Genomic DNA, 17,411 nt, shown 5'->3' with positions numbered 1-17,411 from the left:
GTGCTTCTCGGGCACGCCGGATCCCCGTATTTAGGGATTTGACCGGTGACACGGCATTTTATCCTGCCTGCTCTTGTCTTCATCGGCGTCGCGCTGAGCCTACCCCTCCCAGTTCAATACATCGTTGCAGCGTGCTTATTGATGGTCATGGGTTTGCCGCACGGCGCCTTCGACATCGCGCTTGAGCATCAGGCGCGACGCGAAGCACAGTTGCGGCCCGTCGCCACTGGCAAGATGATCGCGCTCTACGTGGCAATTGCCGGGGTCATGGCAGCGGCATGGCTCACAACGCCGATCGGGGCGTTGTTGCTGTTCTTCCTCCTGGCCATTGAACATTTCAGCGAAGAACTTCGCCGAGGTCTGGACCCATGGATAGCACGCGCCAGCGCAACGGCGTTCTTGACAGCGCCGCTCGTGCTGCATCGGCCCGAAGTGGATCGCCTGTTCAGTGTGATTTTAGCGAGTAACACGGGCGAATATGTCAGCGATATTCTATTGCTGGTTGCGCCAGTTGCGATTGTGGTCGCGATTTCCGGGGTCGCAATCCTCATTGCAGAATCCTATTATCGCGAGGCTGCAAAGATTAGTATCGTCATCGCGATGATGCTCCTAATTCCGCCGATAATTGCCTTCACTGCCTATTTTTGCTTTGATCATGCGCCGCGCTATTTGAAGAAAATCGATGACCGCCTTGCGCTCTCTACCTCCCCCCGTGCAATGCGACAGGCTGCGTGCTTTACGGTGGCATCGCTGGTCGCTGCTGTAATGCTGGCGCTGATGCTGCACGGCAGCCTGCTGTCCGAAGCCAGCATCAAAGCGGCATTCATCATTTTGTCGGTGCTGACGTTGCCTCATATCACGATGCCTGGCGTGCTCGATCGGATGACACGGCGCCCCGCGATGATCGGCCGATCGTCTACCCTTGCCGCACGAGTATAGTGCTGACGTAAGCGGGTCTGTCTGGCCGCCTTCCACCCGTCGCGGTGGGTGAACCACCTAGCCGGACGTGACGTTTCGGGATCGGCGATGAGCGCGTTGAACGGCCACGATTAGCGCAGAGAAGCCGTTTGGCATTGCGCTGGCGGATGGCAGGTATCCCGGTGATGCACCCCGGAAGCAGACGGACGGCATTCCACCAAATCAGACCTTCGCTGTCCTACACACCAGGCGCGTGTCATTATCGCGACGGCTCTTTCAAACCGTAGGGTATCGACATCGTGTCCACGTACGCAATAGCAGCGCGATGGTGCGATCTTCGTGACGGTACCGTATCCGCGCCCACACTCCTCCAGCAGAGCACCCCGCTTTCGCCTAAACTTGGCCCAAACTTCCGCGGCGCTCACCCCACCAGAATCAGCGCAGCCCCCGCCAGAATTCCCAACACGCCCGCCACGCGCCCCCACGTCGCGCGTTCCTTGAGAACGAGGATCGCGATCAGCAAGGCGGTGACCATCCCCGTCTCACGCAACGCGGCGAGCGGCGCGGTCGGCCCGAGCGACAGCGCGTACAGCGCGCCGCCATAGGTCAGTACCGACAGCAGCCCGGCGATTACCCCCGGCTTCCACTGCGCCCGCGCTGAGGTGAAGATGCCGCCGCGCGTCGCCAGCCCGAACAGGACGACCACGACGAACCCCATCTGCACGAACACCCAGACGATGTAGCTCGCCGGGCTGGGCGCCGCGCGCACGCCGATCGCGTCGATCACGGTGTAGCTGGCGATCAACGCGCCGGTCAGGAGCGACCAGCCGAGCGCCGCCCGCCCGATATGCTTGCCCGACACCATCACGAACATGGCAGCCCCGATCACCGCGATCCCGGTGATCTGCCCGGTCGTCGCATGGTCGCCCAAGATGCCAATCGAAACGCCCGCGGTGATCAGCGGTGCGGTGCCGCGCAGCACCGGATAGACCGCCGACAGGTCCCCGATCGCATAAGCGCGGACCAGCGCGTAGAGATAGATCGCGTGCAGCACCGCACTCGCCGCGAGCCAGCCCCACGCGCCGGTCGGCCACGGCACGAAGGCGATCGCGGGCAGCAGGATAATCGCGCCGGTCGCATCGGTGATGGCGCGGCCCGCCGCCTTATCGCGGCCACCCTTGATGATCGCGTTGACGACGGCGTGGATCGACCCGGACGCGATCATCAGCAAGGCGGCAAGCGTGAACGGGGCCATCGACCGCGCCTGCCCGTCGCGGCGCCCCGACGCAAGCGGCGGGCAAGCGCCCCGCAAGCGTTCAGCCGTCGGCGAAGCGATCGGTCGCGCGGATCAATTGGTCGAGGATGCCGGGCTCGTTATAGGCATGGCCCGCGCCCTCGATCAGATGGAAGTCCGCCTCGGGCCATGCCTTGTGCAGCGCCCAGGCATAATGCGCCGGGCACGGCATGTCATAACGGCCGTGGACGATCGTGCCGGGAATGCCGCTGAGCCGCCCCGCATCACGCAGCAACTGGCCGTCCTCCAGCCACGCATCATGCACGAAGAAATGGTTCTCGATCCGCGCGAAGGCGAGCGCGAAATGGCCGTCGCTGAACGCCTCGGTCATCGCCGGATCGGGCAGCAGCGTTATCGTCTCGCCCTCCCACAGCGTCCACGCCCTCGCCGCCTCCAGCTTCTTCGCCTCGTCCTCGCCGGTCAGCAGGCGGCGATACGCGCCGAGCATATCGTGGCGCTCCTCCGGCGCGATCGGCGCGACGAACGCTTCAAATTTGTCGGGGAACATCTCGGACACGCCGAACTGATAATACCAGGCGAGTTCCGGGCGCGTGGCGGTATAGATGCCGCGCAGGATCAACGCGCTGACGCAGCTTGGATGCGTCTCGGCATAGGCCAGCCCGAGCGTTGACCCCCACGACCCGCCGAACACCAGCCAGCGTTCGGCTCCGACCATCGCCCGCAACCGCTCGATATCCGCCACGAGATGCCAGGTCGTATTCGCCTCGAGCGAGGCATGGGGCGTCGAGCCGCCACACCCGCGCTGGTCGAACAGCAGCACGTCATAGCGCGCCGGATCGAACAGCCGCCGGTGGCTGGGCGAGATGCCACCGCCGGGGCCACCGTGCAGGAACACCGCCGGCGTGCCACCGGGCGTGCCGCACCGTTCATAGGCGATGCTGTGCCCGTCGCCGACGTCCAGCATCCCGCTCGCATAGGGTTCGATCTCGGGGTACAAAGTGCGAAGATAGGTCATCGGCCAACGGTATCCCCTGCCCCGTCTGCTGTCACGCCAAGACCCTATTTCAGCGGGATCACGCGCCCCTCGACCATCACGAAGCCGACCTTCAGCACCGCCGCCGGGTCGACCAAGGGATCGCCGGTCACGGCAATCAGATCGGCCGATTTGCCAATGTCGAGCGTCCCCGTCTCCGCCGACAGGCCGAGCAGGTCGGCCCCACCCTTGGTCGCTGCGATCAGCGCGTCGCGCGGGGTCATCCCGCCCTTGCTGACCATCAGGCCGAGTTCTTCATTATTGCGGCCATGCGGAAAGACCCCGGCATCGGTGCCGAGCGCGATCGGCACGCCGGCCTTATACGCGCGGTTGAGGCCCTTGCCCCACACGGCGAGCGTCGCACGGCCCTTCGCCTCGGTATTGGCGGTGTAGCGCCCGGTGCCGATGTACATCTGCAAGCCGCTGAATGCCATCAGCGTCGCGCTGTAATAGGTGCCGCGTGCCTTCATCAGCGCAACGCCCGCGTCATCGACGAAAGTGCCATGCTCGATCGAATCGACCCCGGCGCGGACCGCTGCGGCGATCCCCTTTGCGCCATGCGCATGCGCCGCCGTCTTCAACCCCAATTGGTGCGCGGTGTCGCAGATCGCTTTCATTTCCTCATCGGTGAAATGCTGTTCAAGACCGATCTTGCCATCGTCGAGCACCCCGCCGGTTGCGTGGAATTTGATCACGTCGACGCCGTACGCCGCGATCCGCCGCACGGCTCGCGCGCATTCGAGCGCCCCGGTGCACACGCCGATCTGTTCACCGGTCGCATCGATCGCGGCGCGCAGATCGGGGTTGAGCCCGACCGTACCATCACCATGCCCGCCGACGATCGACAACGCCGGCCCCGACACCAGGATGCGCGGGCCGGGGAAGCTCCCCTCCTTCACCGCATCGCGCATGGCAACGCTCGCCTGCGCCCCGCCGCCCAAGTCACGCACCGTCGTGAACCCGGCGCGCGCGGTGATCAGCGCGTTCTTGAGGCCAACGGTCGCGGCATAGGGTTCGGAATATTTGGGGGTCAGCCCCTGATACCACGGCTCGCCCGCATTGCCCGTCAAATGGACATGCACGTCGATCAGCCCGGGCAGCACGGTTTGCCCACGCATATCCACCACGGTCGCCCCGTCAGGTGCGGTCGCGCCATCATCGATCCGCACGATCTTGCCGTCGGTGACGATGACGGTCGAGGGGCCGCGTTCGGGCTTGGACGCGTCGACGATCAGTCGGCCCGCCTGGATTGCGAAGGTTTCGGCCAAAAGCGGTGTGGTCGCAGTGCTCGCGGTCAGCAAAGCCATGGCGGCGATCAGAAATGTGCGCATCGTTTCCCCCTTATTTTGCCCGCAACGTAGCCGCTTGGATGCGCGTGTCGAGAGGCGTCACCCTAACCCGTTCGTGCTGAGCTTGTCGAAGCACCCGTCCCCCATGTGGGACGTCGCGCGTGGCACGGGCCCTTCGACAGGCTCAGGGCAAACGGGGGGCGGCAGGTTCAGACGATCAGCCGCTTGAGCGCCGCGACCGTATCCGCTTCGGCCGCCGGCTTGTCGGTGCGGATGCGCGCAATGCGGGGGAAGCGCATCGCAACGCCCGATTTATGCCGCTTCGAATCGTGGATCGAATCGAACGCAATCTCCAGCACCAGCGTCTTCTCGACCTCGCGCACCGGGCCGAAGCGGCCGGTGGTGTGGTTGCGCACGAACTGGTCGAGCAACTTCAATTCTTCGTCGGTGATCCCGGAATACGCCTTGCCGACGGGCAGCAATTCACCGCCCTCGGTCCAGCAGCCGAAGGTATAATCGCTGTAGAAGGACGAGCGACGCCCGCTCCCGCGCTGGGCGTACATCATCACGCAATCGGCGGTCAGCGGGTCGCGCTTCCATTTGTACCACAGCCCCGTCTTGCGCCCGCCGATGTATGGCGAATCGCGGCGCTTGAGCATCACCCCCTCGATCGCGGCATCGCGGGCCCCGGCGCGGATACCTTCGAGCGCGGTGAAATCCTCCGCGGCAATCACCGTGCTCAGGTCGAACCGCCTGGGATCGAGCTGCGCCGCATAAATCTCAAGCCGCGGGCGGCGTTGCTCCCACGCCAGCGCGCGCAGATCCTCCTCGCCATCGAACAGGATATCGTAGAGCCTCACGAATGCAGGGGCCTCGGCCAGCATCTTCGCCGACACGACCTTGCGCCCGAGCCGCTGCTGCAGCGCGTTGAAGCTTGCTGCTCCGCCCTCCTCGGTCGCGGCCCCTTGCGCGTCGCCCTTCACCATCAACTCGCCGTCGAGCACCCCGGGTGTCGCGAAATCGCGCGCCACTTCGGGAAAGCTCGCCGTGATGTCGTCGCCGGTGCGGCTGTAGAGCCGGGTTTGCCCGGCAACGTGGACGATCTGGACGCGGATGCCGTCCCATTTCCACTCGGCGGCATAGTCGGCGAGATCGACCCGCAAATCCTCCAGCGGATGCGCGAGCATGAACGGGCGGAACACCGGCACATCCGCCGCGGTCGGCTGCGCACCCCTGCCCTCGGCCCAGTCGAACAGCGCCGTGTAAGGCGCGTCGATGCCGTGCCACACCTCCTCGACCGCCTCGACATCGAGGTCGAAGGCTTGCGCCAGCGCGGTCTTGGCAAGCCGCGACGACACGCCGATGCGAAGCGCCCCGGTCGCCATCTTGAGTAAAGCGAAGCGCTCGTCTGCGTCGAGCCGGTCGAGCATTCCGGCAAGCACCGCAGGGGTATCGGAGCGGGAAAGGGCGGAGAGGCGATCGACCGCCTGCGCGATGCTCAGCGGTTCAGGATCGGGCGTGAACGGCGGCGTCGGCCACAGCAACGCAATCGTTTCGGCCGAATCGCCGACATAATCGCGGCTCATCCGGTACAATATCGGATCGACCCGTGCCTCGATCAGCGCGCGAATCACCGCAGGCTTCACCCCCGGCAAATCGAGCTCGCCGGTCAACGCCGCCATTGCCCAGCCGCGATCAGGATCGGGCGTCGCGCGCAGATAATCGACAATCAGCTTTAGCTTGGCGTTACGGGACCGCGTGTAGATCAAGCGGTCGAGAAGATCGGCGAAGGCGCGCATAGGCGTTCAACATGGGCGCCGACGGGGAGTTCCGCCAGCGCCCCTATGAACAGATCAGCCCTTGCGGCCGGCCTCGAACAGGAACCAGGCGCGGCGTTCGGCCTGGTCAGTCCAATCATCGATCACCGCGCTTGTCGCGTTGTCCTTGGCCTCGTCGGCGATGTCCTTGGCTTCGCGCAAGGCGGTGACGAGTGCGAGATTGTCGTCCCGGAGCTCGCTCAGCATTGCGTCGGGCGTGACGAAATCGGCGTCATTGTCCTTGATCGTCTGGTGCCGCGCAATGTCACCGATCGAGCGTAGCGTGGTATTGCCGGTCTTGCGCACGCGCTCGGCAATGTCATCGGTGCCCGCGAAGATTTCGGCAGCCTGTTCGTCGAGCATTAGGTGATAGTCACGAAAATGCGGGCCGGACACGTGCCAGTGGAAATTCTTGGTCTTCAGATACAGTGCGAATGTATCCGCAAGGATGCCGTTGAGCGCCTCGGCAACGGTCTTGGTCGCGTTGCTCGTCAGGTCGCTTGGGGTCTTGAGATCGGTTGGGGTCTTGAGTGCGTTGCCGGCCACGATGTGTCTCCAGGGGGATGGTTCGTTGCGGAAACGATCCGACGGCTGAATGGGTCCGAGCGCACCGAGACAAATTTCGATGGCTGCGATCGAACGGCTAAATCAGCCGCAATGCCCCCAGCCCCTGCACCACACCCGCGACTGTAAGCAGCGCGGCCGCGATCAGGCGGAGCGCGTCGGTCGGCAAGCGCCGCAACTTTCCATCACCCAGTAGAATCGCGGGCACAATGACCGCGAGCGCGCCGATCGTCGCGCCGACCGCAGCAAGGGCGGGCGTCGCGCTGCGGGTCGCTAACGCGGCGGTGATGAACTGTAGTCGATCGCCGAAACCGAGCAGGCCCACCGTCATCAGCGTTATGAGAAACGTGCCCCCCCGCGCGCCGTTCGGCTTGGCGCGCTTGATCGGCCAGAAGGCGGTCACGCCGCCCGAAACCAACGCCAGCGCCAACAACAGATCCCGCGCATTGGGAGAGAGCGCCGGTGCGATCAGCATGCCTCCCGCTACGCCAATCGCATTGCCGAGCGCGATCGCCAGCGCGGTCGCGGCGATCACCGTGCCTTTGTTGCTGGCAAAGCGATCGCCGAGCAGCGCGACAGCCCATGGCGTACGGTCGCTGGCCTGGGTCAGGAGCGCCGCGACGAGCGCGGCCATCAGCGCATCCATAAGACGTGGGTCAGCCGCTCAGGCGCACCGAGCACGCCGCCAGATAGGTCGCGCAGGCCGGGCCGTCATGCCGGTCGCACGACACCGCATCACGCAGGATGTTTAGCCAGCCGATCACCAGCGGCCCGCGTTCGCCCCGTGCCAAGGCCGCTTCGATCGCCTGCGTCACGGCAACGGCGGGATACAGCCCATGCGCGAGCGCCGCCGCGCGGATCGCATCGATTTCAGTGGCGAGGTTGGCGGTGGACGTGGTCGGGGCGCGGCTCCCGATCACCGCGACTCGTGCGGCGAGTTCGGTCTGGACCGGATGCAATGTGGCAGATGCAACGCTCATGGCGAATGGCCCTCTCACACTCTGTATGCGCCAGAAGGGGTAAAGGCCCGCTTAACCCGACGCGAATCGGTCAGCCCGACTTGACATAGCGAGCCGCATCCGCCATCGGGCAGCGCTTGAGAGCGGCGACCGGTTCGCCGCTTTTGCATTTTCAGATCACAGGAATTTAGGTCATGGCAAAGCCGACCACGGTCAAGATCAAGCTCGTCAGCACGGCGGACACCGGCTTCTTCTACACCACCAAGAAGAATCCGCGCACCAAGACGGAAAAGCTGAGCTTCAGCAAGTACGACCCCGTCGTGCGCAAGCATGTCGAGTTCAAGGAAGCGAAGATTAAGTAAGCCGTTCGGCGTAAGCCGGGTGACGATAAGGGCCGCGAGCATCGCTCGGCGGCCTTTTTCGCGTTCGCTTAAAGCTCCTTCCCCTTCAGGGGGTGGCTAAGGGGTCAAAGCAACGCCTGAACGGCGTCCACAAAGCGCATCAGCGAAATGGGCTTCGACACGTAAGCATCCGCCCCCGCCGCGCGAATGCGCTCCTCATCCTCGCGCCCGGCATAGGCCGTCACCGCCATGATCGGGATGCTGCGCAAAGCGTCATCGGCCTTCAACTGCACGATCAGATCGTATCCGCTGACGTGCGGTAATTGGATATCCATCACGATCAGATCAGGCAGGAACGCGCGCGCCGCCGCCACCGCTTCGCGTCCGTCGCGCACGCCCTCGGTCAGATACTCGTGCGCGCGCAGCAGATCGCAGAAAAGTTTCAGGTTAAGTTCGTTGTCCTCGACAACGAGCACCCTTTTTGCCACCTCGAGCCGATCTTCCGCCATTCCTTCGTCCATGGGGCTTCCTACGCAATGCGCGCGCCAGAGACAAACCCCGACCCGCATCAGATTGCACTGCGCGCGCTGGTGTGGACGCTGGCCGAGCAGGACCGCGCGCAGCGGTTGCTCGACACGACCGGACTCGACCCCGACGACCTGCGCGCCCGCGCCGGCGAACCGGCCGTGCTGTCGGCGGTGCTCGGCTTCCTCGAAAATTACGAACCCGACCTGCTCGCCTGCGCCGAGGACATCGGCGAATCCCCGAATGCGATCGTCGCGGCACGCGCCGCGCTCGATCCGGAGTATTATGAATGAAGGGCCTGCTGATCTGCGATTGCGACGAGGTGCTGCTCCACATGGTGCGGCATTTCGGCGTGTGGCTGCGCGAGCATCACGATATCGACTTTGCGATCGAGGGGGGGGATTTCGCCTCGAGCATGCGCCGCCGCAATGGTGGCGCGTCGCCGACGCAAGAGGAGATGTGGGAACTCCTCCACGGCTTCTTCCCCGTTGAGATGGGCCGTCAGACGCTGGTGCCGCACGCCCGCGAAGCGCTCGCCGCTTTGTCGAAGATTGCCGATGTCGTGATCCTGACCAACCTCGCCGACCACAATCGCGAGCCACGCATCGCGCAATTGCTTGGCCACGACATGGATTACCGGGTCGAGACCAACACCGGCGGCAAGGGCGATCCGGTGTCGCGGCTGGTCGCCGAATTCGGCAATCCCGTCACTGTGTTCGTCGATGATCTCGCGGTGCATCACACCTCCGTCGCCAAGCACGCGCCGGGCGTGTTCCGCCTGCACATGGTGTCCGAGCCGAGCCTTGCCCCGCACGTCGCGCCCGCCGCCGACGCGCACGCGCGGATCGATGACTGGCAAGCCGCGCAAACCTGGATCACCGACCGCTTTACCGCCGGCGTACCGGCCACCGCCCCCGAAAGGATTTCCGCATGACCGAACGTGTCGACCGCAAGCTTGCCGAACTCGGCCTCACCCTCCCCGCCGCCGCCGCGCCGGTCGCCTCCTACGTGCCGACCGTCGATGCGCACGGCATGCTGCACATCTCCGGGCAATTGCCGTTCCGCGATGGCGCGGTGATCACCGGCCGGCTGGGCGAATCAGTCGATCTGGCCGAAGGCACCGCCGCCGCTCAGGCGTGCGCGCTGATGCTGGTCGCGCAGATCAAGGCCGCACTCGGCGGGCTGCACCGGGTCGAGCGGATCGTGAAGCTCGGCGTGTTCGTCAATTCGACCGCCGATTTCACCGACCAGCCTGAGGTCGCCAACGGCGCATCGGACTTGATGGTCGCCTTGTTCGGCGAGGCGGGCAAGCACGCCCGCGCCGCGGTCGGCGTCGCGTCGCTCCCGCGCGGCGCGGCGGTCGAGGTCGACGCGATCGTGCAAATTACGACGGCCTGATCCGCATCCCCACTGGCGCCCCAGCGTAAACCCCGGCTAGAACCAACCCCTGTCTATCAAGGGGTTGCTGCATGGATCGTCGTCAGTTGCTTGCATCGGGGGGCGCTGCTGCGCTGGCCGCGTCGTTCATCCCCGCCCGCGCGTTTGCGGCGGCGGGGAGCGGCGACGCTGCGCTCAATGCCGAATTCGAGCGGATTTTTCAGGATTCGCTGACGCGCTCGCCCGAGCTGGCGACCTCGCTCGGACTCGACAAGGGACCGCTTGCTGCCGCCAAGGGCATGTTGTCGCCGCGCACCGTCGCGAAGCGTCAGGCCGATGTCGCGCAAACCAAGGCGGCGCTGGCGCGGCTGGCGAAGTTCCCGGCGGCTGGCCTCTCGCCCTCAGCCCAGCTCAATCTCGAGGTCGTGCGTTATTCGCTCGGCACGCAGATCGCCTCGGCCGATCGCTTCGGGATCGACAACCCGATCCGCCCGTATCGCATCTTTCAGCAGGGCGGCGCCTATTTCTCGACCCCCGATTTCCTCAACACCGCGCATACGATCGCGACGCAGGCCGATGCCGAGGCGTACCTTTCGCGGCTCGAACAGTTTGCCACCGTGCTCGATCAGGAAAGCGCGCTGCAAGCCGAGGAAGCGAAGCGCGGCTATCTGGCGCCCGCCTGGTCGCTCGACCTGACGCTCGGCCAGATGCGCAAATTGCGCGAACAGCCGCCCGAAACCGCGAGCATCGTGCAATCCTTGGTCAAGCGCGCTGCGGCAAAGGGCATCGCGGGCGACTGGCAGATGCGTGCGGCGAAGATCGTCAGCGACAAGATCTATCCCGCGCTCGACCGCCAGATCGCGCTGATCGAGCGGCTAAAGCCCACCACCAAGCCGGGCGACGGCATCTGGCGTGTGCCAAATGGCGATGCGATCTATGCGATGGCGCTCGCCCAGGCGACGACTACGACGATGACCCCCGACGAAGTTCACCAGATCGGCCTCGCGCAGGTCGCCGAGATCACCGCGCAGCTCGACACGATCCTGCGGGCGCAAGGCTATACCGAAGGCACCGTCGGCGCGCGGCTGGCGAAGCTCAACGTCGAACCCGACCAAGTCTATGCCAACACTGCCGAGGGCCGTGCCGAGCTGATCGCGGGCCTCAATGCCGGGGTCAAGGCGATGTATGCGAAGCTCCCGCAGGCCTTCTCCACGGTGCCCACGCAACCGCTCGAAATCCGCGCCGTGCCGGTCGAGATTCAGGATGGCGCGTCGAACGGCTATTACAACCGCGCCTCGCTCGACGGGTCGCGCCCCGCCATCTATTTCGTCAATCTGAAGGATGTCGGCGACTGGCCGAAATATACGCTGCCCGCGCTCACCTATCATGAAGGCGTGCCGGGCCATCATCTGCAGATCAGCCTTGCGCAGGAATCGAAGGACATCCCGACGCTGCGCAAGATCGGTTTCTTCTCGGCCTATTCGGAAGGCTGGGCGCTGTATGCCGAACAGCTCGCCGAGGAGCTCGGCGCCTATGCGACGCCGCTGGAGCGCGCCGGCTACCTCCAGTCGTTCCTGTTCCGCGCGACGCGGCTGGTGGTCGACACCGGCATCCACGCCAAGCGCTGGAGCCGCGAAAAGGCGACCGACTATATGGTGGCCACCACTGGCTTCGCCCGCCCGCGCACGCAGCGCGAGATCGAACGCTATTGCACGCAGGCCGGTCAGGCATGCAGCTATAAGGTCGGTCACATGGCCTGGACGCGCGCGCGCACTAAGGCGCAAACCGCACTCGGAGCCAAGTTCGACATCAAGCTGTTCCACGATATCCTGAAGGAAGGGGCGATGCCGCTCACGATTTTGGAACGCCGCATCGACCAGCGCATCGCCGCGCTGCGGGATAGTGGCGGGGCGGGATAGTGGCAGGGCGGGGTAATGGTAGGACGGGGTAATGGCAGGGCGGGGTAAAATCGCTGGCTATGCGTGAGCTAAAGGCGACGATCCGCTGACGACCTATCTTGTCCTGTTCGCAATCGTTTTGGCGATTAACCTGCTGCCGGCGTTCGGCCCGCCGACATGGTCGATCATCGTGTTATTCGGCCTCAGCACCCAAATGCCTGTTCCAGCGATCATCGTGACCGGCGCGCTCGCGGCAGCATCTGGCCGCTACGCGCTGGCGCTGGCCTTCCGACTGTTGGCCAAGCGGGTGTCCGAACGGACGCGCCGCAACCTTGCCGCCGCGCGCGCCGCGCTTGAACGGAACAAGCGCGGCGGCCTGCTGGCCCTTGGTCTGTTCGCGCTGTCGCCACTGCCGTCGGCGCAGTTGTTCGAGGCGGCGGGGCTGGCACGTGTACGGCTGGCCGGGTTCACGCTCGCCTTCTTTGGCGGCAGGATCGTTTCCTATTCGATCTATGCGTACACCGCGAAGGGCCTACAGAAAACGTCGATCGGTGCCGCGTTCCGCGACTCTTTCACAAGCCCGCTCAGTATCGCGCTTCAGGTCCTTATGATCGGAGCGCTCGTCGCGCTGACCCGAATCGACTGGGCGAAGCGACTTGCGGTAAAAACCGAGTCGTGAGCGTCGACCAGCATCTGCATTGACCCAACGCGCGGCGGAGTATGCCTGTTTCCGGTCATGTCAGGCAACGTTTGATCCATGACAAACGACTACGGAATCACGTACTATACCATTTTCAAGTCCAATGCCGCCGGGCAGGGACGATCGCGACGTCCCTGCGCCCCGTCGCGATCGTGAACCGGGCGCAATCCTGTCGGTCACCCGACCGAGGCCAGAAGGACCGAAGCCATGATCAAGGACATACTGCTCGTCATCGACGATTCGGTGCGCGCCGATCCGATCATCCACGCCGCGTGCGCGCTGGCGCAGCGTCTGGCGGGCACGCTGACGATCGAAATTCTGAGCGCCGGACCAATCCTCATCCCGGCGCTGGCGCCGATGACGGCAATGTATATCCCCGAAGCCGTGCTCGCGCGCGACCAAGCTGTCCGGGTGGAAGCCGTTTCGGCGATGGTCGCGACTTCGGGCGCCAATGTCCGCGTCGTCGGGCTGCACGATGATCTCTTCATGCTGGCCGACCGCACCGGGAAGGCCGGGCCGATCGCCGATTTGATCCTGATCGGCGCCGCCGATTTGTGGGAGGTCGCGTGGCTCCGCACCCGCATTGCCGAAACGGTCGTAATGGGCAGCGGAACCCCGCTGCTCCTTTTGAGTAGCGCGACCAGCCTGGCGCCGGTCCACCATGCGATGATCGGCTGGAAAGACACGAGCGAAGCCCGCCGCGCGCTCCACGATCTGGTCGCGGTGATCACCCCGCATGCCAAGGTATCGGTCGTCGGCGTCGGACGCGGCGACGCCGACACGCCTGCGATCCTCGAGAGTATGACCGAAGTCGTCCGCCATCTCATCGCGCACGGCTTCGATGCCGCGGCGCATGCGGTTCCCGCCAATGGGCAAAGCGATGCGGAAGCGTTGCAGGGGTTCGCACAGCGCAATGGCGTCGAATTGCTGGCGGCCGGCGCGTTCGGCCATTCGCGTCTGCGCGAAGTCGTGTTCGGCGGCGTAACGCGCGCGCTGATTGAAGACCCTCGGCTCGCGGTCTTGCTGTCGCGGTGACTGCGGCTGCAACGCTGGAGGGCCTCAGCGCCAGTGCAGCGCGCGCGCGGCTCGCGCAGGATGGACCCAACGAGCTCCCGCGCGCCGGACGCCGGTCGCTCCTGCGCATCGCGGTCGAAGTCCTGCGCGAACCGATGCTGGCGTTGCTGCTGGCAGGCGGAATTGCCTATCTCCTGCTCGGCGACCGCGTCGAAGCGCTGATTCTGCTGGCGTTCGCGACCTTCTCGGTCGTCGTCACGGTGGTACAGGAAACGCGTACCGAACACGTGCTGGAGGCGCTGCGCGATTTGTCCGCGCCGCGCGCGTTGGTCATTCGAGATGGCGCGCGCGTCCGCATTGCCGGGCGCGACGTGGTGCGCGACGACGTGATCGTGCTTGAACAAGGCGACCGGATCGCCGCCGATGCGGTGCTGATCGCCGCGTCAGATCTGCAGACCGACGAGTCGCTGTTGACGGGGGAATCGCTGCCGGTCGGCAAGATCGCTGCGGTTGCAGGGGCGACCGACGAGCCCCACCGCCCCGGGGGCGAGGGGCAGCCCTTCATCTATTCCGGCTCGCTCGTCGCACGCGGCAGCGGGATTGCCCGCGTGCTGGCGACCGGCCCACGCAGCGAGATCGGCAAGATCGGCGAATCGCTCGGCACGCTTGAGACGGAGGCACCGCGGCTGCGGCGGGAGACGACACGGATCGTCACCTGGTGCGCGGTTGGCGGCGGGGCGGTCGCGGTGCTGGTCGTCGTGCTGTACGGGCTGCTGCGCGGCGGCTGGATCGAGGCGGTACTGGCCGGGATCGCGATCGGCATGTCGATGTTGCCCGAGGAATTTCCGGTCGTGCTGACCGTATTCCTCGCGATGGGCGCGTGGCGGATTGGCAAGGTCGGTGTGCTGACGCGGCGCGCGTCAGCGATCGAGACGCTCGGATCGGCGACCATCTTGTGCACCGACAAGACCGGCACGCTGACCGAGAACCGCATGTCGGTCGCCGAGCTGTGGTTGCCGTCGGGAGAGGCACTGTCTGTCGGCAGCAACAACCGACCCACCGCGGCCTTCGCCGGATTGATTGAAACGGCAGCACTGGCCAGTTCGGTAGAGCCGACCGACCCGATGGAAATCGCGCTCCACGCCGCCAGTGGCGCGGCCACATCCAGCGGAACATTGGCGCACGCTTATGCGCTGCGCCCCGAGCTTCTCGCGATGTCGAACGTATGGGACGATGGCGCCGCCTTGGCGATTGCGGCGAAGGGCGCGCCCGAGGCGATTGCGGGACTGTGCAAGCTGGCGCCCGATCACCGCAGCGCGCTGACCGAAGCGGTCGAAGCGATGGCGACGCGCGGAATCCGGGTGCTGGCCGTCGCCACCGCCACCGCGCCCGACCGCGACTGGGCAGAAACCCAGGCGGGATATACCTATACGCTCGCCGGGCTGGTCGGCCTCGCCGATCCGCTGCGCGCCAGCGTGCCGGGTGCCGTCGCCCAATGCCGCAGCGCCGGAATCCGCGTGGTGATGATCACGGGCGATTATGCCGCGACCGCGCGCTCGATCGCGACGCAGGCGGGAATCGCCGAGGGCGACGTGATCACCGGCAGCGATCTCGCCGCGCTTGACGATGCGGCGCTGGCCGAGCGGCTGAAGAGCGTCACCGTCTTCGCGCGGATCATGCCCGAACAGAAATTGCGGATCGTCCAGGCGTTCAAGGCAGGCGGCGAAATCGTCGCGATGACCGGCGACGGGGTCAATGACGCGCCTTCGCTCAAGGCAGCGCATATCGGCATTGCGATGGGGAATCGCGGCACCGATGTCGCGCGCGAAGCATCTGCAATGGTGCTGCTCGATGACGATTTCGGGTCGATCGTGCAATCGGTCCGGCTCGGGCGGCGGATCTACGACAATATCCGTAAGGCGATGGCGTTCATCTTCGCGGTGCATGTGCCGATCGCGGGGCTCGCGCTGTTGCCGCTATTCTTCGGCATGCCGATCCTGTTCGGGCCGATACACATCGCATTGCTCGAAATGGTGATCGACCCGGTCTGCGCGCTTGTGTTCGAGGCCGAGCGCGAAGAAGATGACATCATGCGCCGCCCGCCCCGCGATCCCGCCGAAGCCCTCTTCTCGCTGCCGATGGTCGCGTGGAGCGTGTTCCAGGGCGGGCTTGCCTTTGCGATGCTGGCGACGGTGTTTCTGGTCGAAAGCAGCGCGGGGATGCCCGAGGCCGAAGTCCGCGCGCTGGTGTTCTTCGCGCTGATCGCGGAGATCGTCGCGCTGATCCTCGTCAACCGCTCGTTTAGCGCGTCGCTGGGTGAGGCTCTGCGCCGCCACAATGCGGCTTTGCGCTACGTCGGGGCGGCCATCGTCGGGGTGACGGCGCTGATCCTGTTTCTGCCCGCCGCCCAGACCTTGTTGAAGTTCGGCGCGATCGCGTGGATCGATCTGGCGCTGGCGGTTGGCCTGGGGCTAGCGCTCTTGCTGATGCTTGAGCTTTGCAAACCCTTTGCGCGGCGTGGGTTGGTGCGGGCTGCACCGACACTGGAACGCGGTCGGGTGGCCGCAGGATGAACGACGGAACAGCGCCCGGCATTACCGTGGCACGCGTGTTCCTGCTGACCTTGGTCGTGTTGGCGACGCTTGCGTTTCTTTGGCTGATCGCGCCGTTCTCAGGGGCGATTCTGTGGGCGGTGATCGCCGCCGTCCTGTTCGACCCGCTCAATCTGCGCTTGCTGCGCGCGATGCCGGGGCGGCGTAATCTGACGGCGCTCACGACCTTGTTGGTCATCACCGGCGTGGTGGTCGTACCGGCGATGCTGCTCGGCGCGGCGCTCGTTCGCGAAGCGACGACCTTCTACGATCGCCTGCGCAGCCGCGAGATCGATCCGGGCCGTATCTTCGTCGAGGCGCAGACGCATATGCCCGAATGGCTGCGGCGCTGGCTGTTCGATATCGGGCTGGGCGATCTCGACGGGCTTCGCGCGAAGATCGGCGCAGGCGTCGCCAGCAGCTTCCAGGGCGTCGCCGCGCAAGTGCTAAACATCGGCCAGGGCGCGTTCGGTTTCTTTCTGGCGCTGGGCGTGATGCTGTATCTGACCTTCTTCCTGCTGCGCGATGGGCATGCGTTGGTGGCACGGATCGAAGCGGCGCTGCCGCTAACGGCGGCGCAGCGCGCCGTGCTGATCGCCAAGCTCGTGGCGGTGATCCGCGCGACGATCAAGGGGAGCCTGATCGTGGCGATCCTGCAAGGCGCGACCGGGGGCATCGTCTTCTGGCTGCTCGGGCTGCCCGGCGCATTGTTATGGGGCGTCGCGATGGGCGTCTTTTCGCTGTTTCCGGCGATCGGTACGGGTCTGATCTGGGTCCCCGTGACGATCTATCTGCTCGCCACCGGCGCGATCTGGCAAGGCGTGGTGCTGTTGCTGTGCGGCTTCTTCATCATCAGCAGCGTCGATAACGTCGTCCGGCCGATCCTGGTCGGGCGCGACGCGCGCATGCCCGATTATGTCGTGCTCATCTCGACGCTTGGCGGGTTCGAGCTGTTGGGCTTCAACGGCTTCGTGATCGGCCCGGCGATCGCCGCCCTGTTCATCGCGGTGTGGCAAATCGTGAGCGATCCCACCGACGCCGCGGCGTAATCCTGCGACGGAGGCGACCGCACCGCGCGATACCGCTGATCCTCGCGGACCAGCGGATCGCGATCGGCATAGCGTCCGTAT

Annotated in this window: 18 protein-coding genes; 10 read left to right on the top strand and 8 right to left on the bottom strand. The window is 65.4% G+C overall.

All coding sequences use genetic code 11. The features are described 5' to 3' along the window. Positions 1-45 precede the first annotated feature (45 nt). A complete protein-coding gene (locus HMP06_RS15490; RefSeq protein WP_176497882.1) occupies positions 46-939 on the top strand; it encodes a Brp/Blh family beta-carotene 15,15'-dioxygenase in 894 nt (297 codons plus the stop codon). 400 nt (positions 940-1,339) lie between these two features. Here the strand turns inward: HMP06_RS15490 and HMP06_RS15485 are convergent, their stop codons facing one another. The 7 genes from HMP06_RS15485 to HMP06_RS15455 all read right to left on the bottom strand — a co-directional run bounded on the left by HMP06_RS15485 (position 1,340) and on the right by HMP06_RS15455 (position 7,856). Next, the gene (locus HMP06_RS15485; RefSeq protein ID WP_176497881.1) at positions 1,340-2,173 is read right to left on the bottom strand and encodes a DMT family transporter; all 834 of its coding nucleotides are present in this window, start codon (positions 2,171-2,173) and stop codon (positions 1,340-1,342) included. A 61-nt stretch (positions 2,174-2,234) separates the two neighbouring features. Then, positions 2,235-3,188 (bottom strand): prolyl aminopeptidase, encoded by a 954-nt coding sequence (gene pip, locus HMP06_RS15480; protein WP_176497880.1) that lies wholly within the window; start codon positions 3,186-3,188, stop codon positions 2,235-2,237. Between the two features lie 44 nt (positions 3,189-3,232). Then, positions 3,233-4,537: a metal-dependent hydrolase family protein gene (locus tag HMP06_RS15475; RefSeq protein ID WP_176497879.1), complete on the bottom strand. Its 1,305-nt coding sequence runs from the start codon at positions 4,535-4,537 to the stop codon at positions 3,233-3,235. Between the two features lie 167 nt (positions 4,538-4,704). Beyond that, positions 4,705-6,294: a cisplatin damage response ATP-dependent DNA ligase gene (locus tag HMP06_RS15470; protein WP_176497878.1), complete on the bottom strand. Its 1,590-nt coding sequence runs from the start codon at positions 6,292-6,294 to the stop codon at positions 4,705-4,707. A gap of 54 nt (positions 6,295-6,348) precedes the next feature. After that, entirely contained in the window at positions 6,349-6,858 is a 510-nt protein-coding gene (locus HMP06_RS15465; RefSeq protein ID WP_176497877.1) for a Dps family protein, read from the bottom strand. Positions 6,859-6,955: 97 nt separating this feature from the next. Next, positions 6,956-7,510, bottom strand: coding sequence for a TMEM165/GDT1 family protein (locus tag HMP06_RS15460; RefSeq protein ID WP_232089728.1), 555 nt, complete (start codon positions 7,508-7,510; stop codon positions 6,956-6,958). Positions 7,511-7,532: 22 nt separating this feature from the next. Then, a complete protein-coding gene (locus tag HMP06_RS15455) occupies positions 7,533-7,856 on the bottom strand; it encodes a hypothetical protein (RefSeq protein WP_176497875.1) in 324 nt (107 codons plus the stop codon). Positions 7,857-8,029: 173 nt separating this feature from the next. Here HMP06_RS15455 and rpmG point away from each other — a divergent pair, with 173 nt between their 5' ends. Next, complete coding sequence (gene rpmG, locus HMP06_RS15450; protein WP_010162189.1) at positions 8,030-8,197, top strand: 50S ribosomal protein L33; 168 nt, start codon at positions 8,030-8,032, stop codon at positions 8,195-8,197. Positions 8,198-8,301: 104 nt separating this feature from the next. Here the strand turns inward: rpmG and HMP06_RS15445 are convergent, their stop codons facing one another. Next, entirely contained in the window at positions 8,302-8,664 is a 363-nt protein-coding gene (locus HMP06_RS15445) for a response regulator (protein ID WP_176498591.1), read from the bottom strand. A gap of 48 nt (positions 8,665-8,712) precedes the next feature. On the opposite strand from HMP06_RS15445, the gene HMP06_RS15440 reads away from it, so the two are divergent. From HMP06_RS15440 to HMP06_RS15405, 8 genes are all read left to right on the top strand, one after another. Beyond that, positions 8,713-8,994, top strand: a complete 282-nt coding sequence (locus tag HMP06_RS15440) for a DUF3572 domain-containing protein (protein WP_176497874.1) — start codon at positions 8,713-8,715, stop codon at positions 8,992-8,994. Continuing rightward, positions 8,991-9,635: an HAD family hydrolase gene (locus HMP06_RS15435; RefSeq protein ID WP_176497873.1), complete on the top strand. Its 645-nt coding sequence runs from the start codon at positions 8,991-8,993 to the stop codon at positions 9,633-9,635. The genes HMP06_RS15440 and HMP06_RS15435 overlap by 4 nt, the downstream gene beginning before the upstream one ends. After that, positions 9,632-10,099: a RidA family protein gene (locus tag HMP06_RS15430; RefSeq protein ID WP_176497872.1), complete on the top strand. Its 468-nt coding sequence runs from the start codon at positions 9,632-9,634 to the stop codon at positions 10,097-10,099. Before HMP06_RS15435 ends, HMP06_RS15430 begins: the two co-directional genes overlap by 4 nt. Before the next feature lie 71 nt (positions 10,100-10,170). Further along, complete coding sequence (locus HMP06_RS15425) at positions 10,171-11,997, top strand: DUF885 domain-containing protein (RefSeq protein WP_176497871.1); 1,827 nt, start codon at positions 10,171-10,173, stop codon at positions 11,995-11,997. Between the two features lie 214 nt (positions 11,998-12,211). Beyond that, positions 12,212-12,655 carry a hypothetical protein gene (locus HMP06_RS15420; RefSeq protein ID WP_232089726.1) on the top strand — a complete coding sequence of 148 codons (444 nt, stop codon included), beginning with the start codon at positions 12,212-12,214 and terminating at the stop codon, positions 12,653-12,655. Positions 12,656-12,883: 228 nt separating this feature from the next. After that, the gene (locus HMP06_RS15415; RefSeq protein WP_176497870.1) at positions 12,884-13,711 is read left to right on the top strand and encodes a universal stress protein; all 828 of its coding nucleotides are present in this window, start codon (positions 12,884-12,886) and stop codon (positions 13,709-13,711) included. Next, a complete protein-coding gene (locus HMP06_RS15410; protein WP_197940700.1) occupies positions 13,708-16,263 on the top strand; it encodes a cation-translocating P-type ATPase in 2,556 nt (851 codons plus the stop codon). Before HMP06_RS15415 ends, HMP06_RS15410 begins: the two co-directional genes overlap by 4 nt. Further along, complete coding sequence (locus HMP06_RS15405) at positions 16,260-17,330, top strand: AI-2E family transporter (protein WP_176497869.1); 1,071 nt, start codon at positions 16,260-16,262, stop codon at positions 17,328-17,330. Before HMP06_RS15410 ends, HMP06_RS15405 begins: the two co-directional genes overlap by 4 nt. Positions 17,331-17,411 lie beyond the last annotated feature (81 nt).

Origin of the sequence: Sphingomonas sp. HMP6 (assembly GCF_013374095.1) — a bacterium.
Lineage (GTDB): Bacteria > Pseudomonadota > Alphaproteobacteria > Sphingomonadales > Sphingomonadaceae > Sphingomonas.
The sequence above is the reverse complement of the archived record's forward strand: the minus strand, read 5'-3'. Positions and strand labels throughout refer to the sequence as shown.

What these genes read in the sequence shown, in the direction of transcription:
- HMP06_RS15405 (WP_176497869.1), top strand. Translation starts at nt 16,260, where the DNA reads ATGAACGACGGAACAGCGCCCGGCATTACCGTGGCACGCGTGTTCCTG.
- HMP06_RS15475 (WP_176497879.1), bottom strand. Translation starts at nt 4,537, where the DNA reads ATGCGCACATTTCTGATCGCCGCCATGGCTTTGCTGACCGCGAGCACT.
- HMP06_RS15470 (WP_176497878.1), bottom strand. Translation starts at nt 6,294, where the DNA reads ATGCGCGCCTTCGCCGATCTTCTCGACCGCTTGATCTACACGCGGTCC.
- HMP06_RS15460 (WP_232089728.1), bottom strand. Translation starts at nt 7,510, where the DNA reads ATGGCCGCGCTCGTCGCGGCGCTCCTGACCCAGGCCAGCGACCGTACG.
- pip (WP_176497880.1), bottom strand. Translation starts at nt 3,188, where the DNA reads ATGACCTATCTTCGCACTTTGTACCCCGAGATCGAACCCTATGCGAGC.
- HMP06_RS15455 (WP_176497875.1), bottom strand. Translation starts at nt 7,856, where the DNA reads ATGAGCGTTGCATCTGCCACATTGCATCCGGTCCAGACCGAACTCGCC.
- HMP06_RS15485 (WP_176497881.1), bottom strand. Translation starts at nt 2,173, where the DNA reads ATGGCCCCGTTCACGCTTGCCGCCTTGCTGATGATCGCGTCCGGGTCG.
- HMP06_RS15435 (WP_176497873.1), top strand. Translation starts at nt 8,991, where the DNA reads ATGAAGGGCCTGCTGATCTGCGATTGCGACGAGGTGCTGCTCCACATG.
- HMP06_RS15430 (WP_176497872.1), top strand. Translation starts at nt 9,632, where the DNA reads ATGACCGAACGTGTCGACCGCAAGCTTGCCGAACTCGGCCTCACCCTC.
- HMP06_RS15425 (WP_176497871.1), top strand. Translation starts at nt 10,171, where the DNA reads ATGGATCGTCGTCAGTTGCTTGCATCGGGGGGCGCTGCTGCGCTGGCC.
- HMP06_RS15440 (WP_176497874.1), top strand. Translation starts at nt 8,713, where the DNA reads ATGCGCGCGCCAGAGACAAACCCCGACCCGCATCAGATTGCACTGCGC.
- HMP06_RS15415 (WP_176497870.1), top strand. Translation starts at nt 12,884, where the DNA reads ATGATCAAGGACATACTGCTCGTCATCGACGATTCGGTGCGCGCCGAT.
- rpmG (WP_010162189.1), top strand. Translation starts at nt 8,030, where the DNA reads ATGGCAAAGCCGACCACGGTCAAGATCAAGCTCGTCAGCACGGCGGAC.